The 6,837-nt window shown below is 65.7% G+C and carries 10 protein-coding genes; all 10 read right to left on the reverse strand.

Annotation, left to right across the window (positions count from 1 at the left end; all coding sequences use genetic code 11):
• Positions 1-7: 7 nt before the first annotated feature.
• A complete protein-coding gene (locus tag QZM67_RS25345) occupies positions 8-1,141 on the reverse strand; it encodes a DUF6094 domain-containing protein (RefSeq protein WP_263062284.1) in 1,134 nt (377 codons plus the stop codon).
• A gap of 40 nt (positions 1,142-1,181) precedes the next feature.
• Complete coding sequence (locus tag QZM67_RS25350) at positions 1,182-1,832, reverse strand: hypothetical protein (RefSeq protein WP_034032918.1); 651 nt, start codon at positions 1,830-1,832, stop codon at positions 1,182-1,184.
• A gap of 76 nt (positions 1,833-1,908) precedes the next feature.
• Positions 1,909-2,169: a hypothetical protein gene (locus QZM67_RS25355; RefSeq protein WP_034032919.1), complete on the reverse strand. Its 261-nt coding sequence runs from the start codon at positions 2,167-2,169 to the stop codon at positions 1,909-1,911.
• 16 nt (positions 2,170-2,185) lie between these two features.
• Complete coding sequence (locus QZM67_RS25360) at positions 2,186-2,593, reverse strand: hypothetical protein (protein WP_034032921.1); 408 nt, start codon at positions 2,591-2,593, stop codon at positions 2,186-2,188.
• A 100-nt stretch (positions 2,594-2,693) separates the two neighbouring features.
• On the reverse strand, positions 2,694-3,017 hold the full coding sequence (locus tag QZM67_RS25365) for a hypothetical protein (protein WP_034032923.1): 324 nt from the start codon (positions 3,015-3,017) through the stop codon (positions 2,694-2,696).
• A gap of 94 nt (positions 3,018-3,111) precedes the next feature.
• Positions 3,112-3,801, reverse strand: a complete 690-nt coding sequence (locus QZM67_RS25370; protein WP_034032925.1) for a DUF3275 family protein — start codon at positions 3,799-3,801, stop codon at positions 3,112-3,114.
• Positions 3,802-3,858: 57 nt separating this feature from the next.
• Positions 3,859-4,776, reverse strand: a complete 918-nt coding sequence (locus QZM67_RS25375) for a DUF3577 domain-containing protein (protein ID WP_034032927.1) — start codon at positions 4,774-4,776, stop codon at positions 3,859-3,861.
• Positions 4,777-5,040: 264 nt separating this feature from the next.
• Positions 5,041-5,574 carry an XF1762 family protein gene (locus QZM67_RS25380; RefSeq protein ID WP_052156700.1) on the reverse strand — a complete coding sequence of 178 codons (534 nt, stop codon included), beginning with the start codon at positions 5,572-5,574 and terminating at the stop codon, positions 5,041-5,043.
• A 5-nt stretch (positions 5,575-5,579) separates the two neighbouring features.
• The gene (locus tag QZM67_RS25385; protein ID WP_034032933.1) at positions 5,580-6,422 is read right to left on the reverse strand and encodes a phosphoadenosine phosphosulfate reductase family protein; all 843 of its coding nucleotides are present in this window, start codon (positions 6,420-6,422) and stop codon (positions 5,580-5,582) included.
• A 152-nt stretch (positions 6,423-6,574) separates the two neighbouring features.
• Positions 6,575-6,837: DUF3085 domain-containing protein (locus QZM67_RS25390; protein WP_301807456.1), on the reverse strand; the 263-nt coding region annotated here is incomplete at its 5' end.

Below are 6,837 nucleotides of genomic sequence, written 5' to 3' on the forward strand. Positions count from 1 at the left end.
CGGTGGATTAACGGATGGTCAGGACCTCGCCCCGTGTAGCGGAGCCGGGCGTCATGTCCCACGCGCGGATGACGGGCACGAACTTGTCGGTGAGGATGCGGGTCTCGGCGATGGAGCCGTCTTCGCGTTCGGTGAATTCCCGCTGGAGCGTCTTGTCCTTGTGGGTGTCACCTTTGACGACGAGCACGCGCCCGGTCTTGGAGCGCACAACCCCCGAGATCGCACCCGCAGCCAGAGCCAAGGCGAGATGCCAAGGAGTCAAGGCACGCGCTGGCGGACGCAGTTTCTGCTGCGCGGCCCCCAGATGCGTGTCCAGCGACGGCCAGAGGCCTTGGAGCCGGTCAACCTCATCGGCGAACTGCTCTGGCTCCATCGTCACGCGGAAGAAATGCTCCGGCTCGGCCGGACTGGCGGGGACGATGTACGGCCGGAACGGCCATTCGCTCGGCAGTTCCTCGGCTTCGACTTCGCCAAGCCCAACCTGCAGCAGCAGATTGCGCACGGCCTTGAGACCATCGGGTGCCAGCTCGCGCTGACGCACCCTGCGGCCGAAGATCACCACCTGCTTGAACTGCGTCTCCACCGCTCGGTAGATCCGCAGGTCCGTGTAGTGGCGTGTCAGCCAGCCGACCAGCTCGGCGTCGAGCACGTAGCCAGGGACGATGAAGACCAGCACGCCGCCGTACTGCAACAGCGACAGGCTGCGCTGGTAGAACAGCTTTTCGAGGCGGGCACGGCCCTGGCCCTGATAGCCGATGTTGCCGTTGACGTCCTTGGACAGATCGCCATACGGCGGGTTGAGCCAGAGCAGCCCGAAGGACTGCTTGGAGATCATCGTGTCCATCAGATCCGCGTGCAGGCAGTGATCGACCAGGCCGCGGGCATGGCGTGCCCGCTCCGCGTCGAACTCGACGGCGAACGCTTTTGCCTGTTCGCGCCCGAGGACATGAGCGGCTTCGGCGATCGCCACGCCTTCGCCGGCGCAGGGATCGAGGATGCACATCGGCCCATCGCTGGGCATCAGTGCGTTGAGGGCTCTTTCGAGCGTGGGTTCGTCGGTCGGGTAGTACCCGTTCTTGGCGAAATTGCGGGCGAGCCGCGGGAACATGAGGGCCATGGAAGTCTCCTGGTTGGCGGGGATGAAAGGCGGAAGCACGCCAAGGCGTGCCTCCACGGGTGGGTCAAGCCGCTACCACTTCCGGCGTCCAAATCTTGGCCGGATAGGGATAGGCGGTGAGCACGTCACTGCGGATCAGGGAGCCCAGCGCCAGGGTCAGCGCCGGCACGTCGATGGCGAGCCGATGGCCTTCCAGCGGCCCGAGGGCGAACGGAAGACGAGCCAGCATCTCGCGGGTTTGCAGCAGTTCCAGCACGGTCTCGCGCCAGTGATCGAGCAGCGGCAACGGGCAGGTGTCCCGCACCAGCGTCCACAGGCGGTCAAGCCGGTGGGCGCTACCGCGTGGGAGAAGTGCGAGTGCGCTGGCGTTGGCCTTGTCGGGCTTCACGCAGCGGCGATCGAACAGCCACACGTTGGACAGCGAACCGAACAGCGTTCGCCGGTAGGCGCGGGTCATGCGTTTTTCCAGGCGATCGACGTTGCTGACGAACACCGGGACGCTGCTGCCCTGGTCGGTGATGACGTGGAACTGGTCCAAGCCCTGTTCGTCGCGCCCGAGGGTCAGACGAGCGAGGAACTGCTGGACGGCGGTGTCGCGCGCCCAGATCGACAGGAAGATCAGATTGCCCTGGTCATCGCCGACGCAAGCGTCGGCCATCACGTCGGAGCATTCGTCGATGCGATACAGCGTGGTGGAAGAAGTGTTTGCGGGCATGGTGGTGTCCTCGGATGAACGGGAACAGCACCGCCCGCTGGGGCAAGTGCTGCCCCAGGGGGTGGAAGAAAACCGCTCAGTCCGGCTCGAACTGCCGGGTGTGCGGGTTGAAGTGAAGCGCCTCATCTACCGAAGTGATTGGCGTGAAGCCCTCCAGGTAGATGTTGTTGAGGTACTGGTCGCGGTAGGTCAGTGCCTGCCGCGCTTGTTCTTCGGTGAGGCCGTTGCTGATGAAGTACTCCAGCATTTCCTCTTCGGAAGAAACTTCGTCGTTGGACAAACTCCCTTCGACGAGCTTCAGCAGCGAGGGCGGGAGCGCCGCCAGGATCGGGTCCATGTCGGTTCCTCCTGGCTCAGGCCATCAGCGCTGCGGTGGGTGCCGCAGGTGCCGTGGGTGTGAGCCGCCGCGCATGGTAGGCGCGAACGCCTGCACGCCAGTCGGCGGACTGCTCCGGTGCGAGGTCCAGATAGGACAGCGGGCACGAGTAGTAGTACGGGTGCATGGACTCGTCCAGCGGCTTGTAGCCCCACTGGCCGCCGCTGCGTTCGAGAAGATCGCAGCGGATGTAGCGCAGGGATTGGCCTGGTGCCAGATGACGATGCACACCTTCGACCTTGGCCGTCACTTCCGCGACGGACCAGAGAACGTTGCCGCGCAGCGCGTGGGCGATGACCTTGACGCTGGCGCGCTCGGTCTCTTGCGGTGCGATCAGTTCCGCGATCAGTTCAGATCGCGATTGAGGGGAGAAGTACCAGCCCATGAGAGGCCTCCTGAAGAATGGAGCCGAAGGCCTCCCCGTGGGGGAGAGCCCCCAGCGGGTGATGGAATGCCGCGCGTGCGGCGATGGAGTCCGGTGCGGACTAGGAACCGCAACCGGCCGGGCAGTAGCCCAGTTCGATGCCATGGGAGCAGTAGCCGTTCGCAGCGTTCCACTCCTGGGTTTCCTGCCGTTCGGCAGGTGTTGCGTAGTCCCAATCCTGGGTCGCGATTTCCAGGGCCTGAGCCCGCTGGCTTACCGGCAACCGACTGGCTTGCGCGTCGATCTCGGAACTGAAAAGCGTGACCCAGTGATCCCAGGACAGGCCGCAACCACGCTGGGCTTGCTCGGCAGCCGTCTTGCAGACAGCGCGCCACGCAGGTTCGTCCAGCGTGGAATGAGGTGCATCGCAAACGATGGTGGACATGATGGAGACCTCCAGAAGAAAGCCGAGGCCGCCCCCGCATGGGGAAGGAACCCCGGCGGGTGGATGAAGAACACCGCGGATGCGGCGTCTGCGATCACGCAGGTTGCAGTTCGGCCTGGCGGCTCCACTCCTGCGTCTTGAAGTCCAGCGCGTAGCCCAGTTCACCCAGGCGGGCGATCTGCGCGCGCAGGGCGCGGCGGTCGATGGTCGAATCCAGTTTCACGGACTCTCCCAGCGGCCAGAGCAGCCCGAACAGTGCGGCGTCGCCATCTTCGGTGCTACCAGCGGCAGCAGCCGCGGCGGGCGTCGGCGCATCCATGCCGAAAGGCGTGGTATCGACCAGCGGATCCGCGGACGCCTGCACGGGTGCGGGCTTGGCGGGTCTGGATGCCTTCGCGGGCTTCGCCGGCGTTGCCGCAGGCTGCGCACTCAGCTCTTCATCGAGCGGATCGACTTCTTGGGTGGTGAAGCTGCGAGCCTCGTCACGGCTCAGTTTGTCGATGCCGTTGAGCGTCATCCCGTCCAGGTTGGCACGGATCTCGAACCGCATGCCGTCGCCGACGGGATAGGACTTCGGGAAGATGTAGCGGATGACGAACTCCCCGTCGTACTTGCCTTCGGGGTACTGCTCCAGCTCCGCATCCTTCACCGCGAACTTGCCGATGGGGGTGACAAGTCGGCCGACGTTGAAAGGGCCGTTTCTTCCGCGGATCGTGCGCAGCGTGAGTTGGCCTGGGACGGTGATGGGCGAACCCGATTGCTCGGGCGCCGATGTGACTGCCATGATGGTTCTCCTTGGGGAATAGGAAAAAGGCAAGGCCCCGTGAGGGGCCATGCCGGATCAGAACGAAGCAGCCAATGCCGGCTCCTGCTCCTCGACTTCACCTGCGGGCTCGCGTTCGGCGGGCTCGACAGGCTGGTCGGCAGTGGTGTCGGCGGCAACCTCGGCTTCGGGCGCGAGTGCGTCCTCGGCTTGCGGCGCCTCGGCTTGCGCCTGGCTCGTCGGATAGACCTGAGTGCCGTCGATCTTGATGAGACCGATGTGGACCAGCGTCGATTCCAGGCTCGCTCCCGGTTCCCCGGCGCGCTCGCCCTTGGTGCGGATGTACGGATCGATCTTCATGTCGTTCAGACGGAAGGCGATCAGCACCTTGCGGTCCCCTTCGATGGCCTGCACGCACCGGCGAACCAGGTGCTCGGCTTCAGGGGTGGCGACGATGGTGTCGAAGTACCGATATTCCGGTTCACCGACAGGCCCGGCCAGTGCCGCGACGCAGCAAGACAGGAACGGATCGCCATCCTTGGGGGAGACGTCCTTCGGACGGCTGAGGTAGCCGATGCCGCGGGTGATCAGCTCGTGCTGCTTGATCGAAGCCAGTTCGGCCCGGTCAAGCGGCTCGGCCTTCAGCAGTCGCGCCTTCAGAGACGCGGCGGCCTGGCCCTTGTGCTCACCCTTGTCGCGGATGTACGCATCGCCCCAGAGGTCGCCGAGGCGGAAGCGCACCAGCGGCCGCTGCTTGGGATCGTCAACGCCGATGTAGCGCTCGACCAGTTGCTTGGCCTCGGCACCCGAGACCTTGACGTCGAAGTAGCGGTAGCTGGGGTCCTTGGCGGAACCGACCAGTGCGGCGATGGTGCATGCCAGGAAGGGCTGCGCGCGGCGGCCACCCCGGACGGGAACCTCGCGGGCACGCTGGATGTAGCCGATGCCCGAGGTGTGGAGGTCGAAATACGATTTCTCGTTGGACGTGGTGCTCATGGTGAATCTCCATAGGGATGAAGCGGAGACACACCGGCCCCACGCATGCGGGGAAAGGTGCGTAACCCCGCGGTGGGTTGATAAGGCGAAAGCATCCGCCACCAGAGACTGGTGGCCGCTCGCGGATGGATGCGGTGCGAGCTGGCTCGGTCACGCAGTGGGAACTGCGCGGCAACCTCGAAGACCGATGGTTGCCTGGCATGTCGCTGACAACGTCAGCAGGCATGGGGTCAGCATGGCCGGGCCTCGCGCGCGAGGCAGCAATCAATCGGCATCCGGGTGTTTCCCTTTGTCCGCGCCGCCTGGCGCCTGCCACAGGCACTTGCGGCCGCGCAGGTGGTCGGGGGTGCCGGCGCGGGGACGGCTGAGGCGGTTCCAGGCGCCGCCGCCGCGCATACCGAGCAGGTGCCAGCCGGCGGCGCGCAGGCTGGCACCGCCTTCCTCGGGCAAGGTGTAGGTGATCAGCCGCGTGTAACCCAGGGCCTTGGCCGCCTTCCACGCCGCGCCGTAGAGCTTGCTGCAGGCGTTCGACACGCTATCAGTGCAAAGCCTGGTGACTTCGAGTGTCCAGCCGTCGTCCAGGTGGCGGGCAACCGGCCGGCCGACGATGGCCACACCGCAAATGGCGTCGCTGCCGGACAGCGCGACCGCCAGGGCAAACTTCGCCCCCTGAACCGGCCGGTGGTGGCGATGGTGCTCCTGCACGAAGGCGTTGGCGCAGCGCAGGGAGACCGGCAGCATTCGCAGCGATGGCGATGGCGATGGCGATGGCGATGGCGATGGCGATGGCTCGTCCATGGCCGTCAATCACCGCAGAAGCAGGCGATCGGTTCCTCAGCGGCGTCGAACAGATCGCCCTGGTCGGCGGCGAAGCGTGCCAGGTCAGCGTAGCTGGGACCGTCGGCGCGGAACCGAGCGCCGCTGGGCTTGCTCGCCAGGTTCAGCGACTCCATGCGAATCCGCCACACCGCGGCCTCGGGCCGGGCCTTGATGAGAGCGAGGCGCTGCCCGCGTGGTTTCAGGAAACACAGGTCGCAATTGCCTTCGAGCGTGCGCCCGTTCACCGTCAGCAGGTCGAGGTCAAACGGCTGCGCCTGCCAGAACGCGCCCACGTCGCGCACGGTGACGCCAGCGTCCGCCAGCGGCATGCACATCGTCTCGTGCGTCGATTCGGTGGAGTGGCCGCGTGTGCGAATCTTGGCGACACGGCGCTGCTCGTCGGCGCGGATGCCGATCATCTGGTCCCAATCCGTCCAGCCCAGATGCCGCAGGAAGCGGTGCATCGGGCGGATTTTCAGGCTGGTCGTGCAGCCCCGCGCAACGGGATTGGGCAGGTACTGGCGCTTGCGGATCAGCGCCTCGAACGGCTCGCCCTGGCGGCTGGCTCGGTCGAAATCGACCAACGTGAAGCCCGGCTCCGTGCGCAGGTATTCGAGCCAGTGGATCGGTACGTGCCAGTGCTCAGCGCAGTCACGCACGAAGCGCAGGGTCGCTTCCACCTCCTTGCCGGTGTTGGCGAAGCAGACCACGGTGTCGGCAGGCAGGCCGCCATTGGCCTGCAACACGCGCCAGAGCATGAACGCGCTGGTGCGCCCACCCGAGAAGCTGATGCAGGTCGGCTGGGTGATCTTGAACGGGTCGTGCATGTGATCGTCTCCGTGGGCATGTCGGCGGGCGAGCCGACGCGGCGGGCCATGGCGGCCGGAGACGAGCACGCACGCGGCGAAGGCCGCAGTGCGGAAAAAAAGGAAGCCCCCAAGAAGAAGGGGGCCGTGAGGGGATGGTGGTAGTCGTTGCGCTACACCGATGGCACCACCTCCAGCGACAGGTGCGTCGTGGTGGCGGACAGCATCAGATCGTCCGTGCCGTGCAGGATGCGTGCGAAGACGCCTTCCTTCGGGTCGAAGAACTCGCCGAAGTCGTCGCCACCCAGCTGAGCGTGAGCACGTAAATCGATGGGAATTCGGGGCGTTTTGAGCAGCTTGCGTGATGTAGCGGTGGGGGTCTCCCTCAGGCATCTTGCACAAACGACGCCCAAGGGAGAGTCTCGTGTCTGCCAAG

Source organism: Burkholderia sp. AU45251 (assembly GCF_030482905.1).
In the GTDB taxonomy this organism is placed as follows: Bacteria; Pseudomonadota; Gammaproteobacteria; order Burkholderiales; family Burkholderiaceae; genus Burkholderia; species Burkholderia aenigmatica.

What these genes read in the sequence shown, in the direction of transcription:
- QZM67_RS25350 (WP_034032918.1), bottom strand. Translation starts at nt 1,832, where the DNA reads ATGCCCGCAAACACTTCTTCCACCACGCTGTATCGCATCGACGAATGC.
- QZM67_RS25355 (WP_034032919.1), bottom strand. Translation starts at nt 2,169, where the DNA reads ATGGACCCGATCCTGGCGGCGCTCCCGCCCTCGCTGCTGAAGCTCGTC.
- QZM67_RS25360 (WP_034032921.1), bottom strand. Translation starts at nt 2,593, where the DNA reads ATGGGCTGGTACTTCTCCCCTCAATCGCGATCTGAACTGATCGCGGAA.
- QZM67_RS25365 (WP_034032923.1), bottom strand. Translation starts at nt 3,017, where the DNA reads ATGTCCACCATCGTTTGCGATGCACCTCATTCCACGCTGGACGAACCT.
- QZM67_RS25370 (WP_034032925.1), bottom strand. Translation starts at nt 3,801, where the DNA reads ATGGCAGTCACATCGGCGCCCGAGCAATCGGGTTCGCCCATCACCGTC.
- QZM67_RS25375 (WP_034032927.1), bottom strand. Translation starts at nt 4,776, where the DNA reads ATGAGCACCACGTCCAACGAGAAATCGTATTTCGACCTCCACACCTCG.
- QZM67_RS25380 (WP_052156700.1), bottom strand. Translation starts at nt 5,574, where the DNA reads ATGGACGAGCCATCGCCATCGCCATCGCCATCGCCATCGCCATCGCCA.
- QZM67_RS25385 (WP_034032933.1), bottom strand. Translation starts at nt 6,422, where the DNA reads ATGCACGACCCGTTCAAGATCACCCAGCCGACCTGCATCAGCTTCTCG.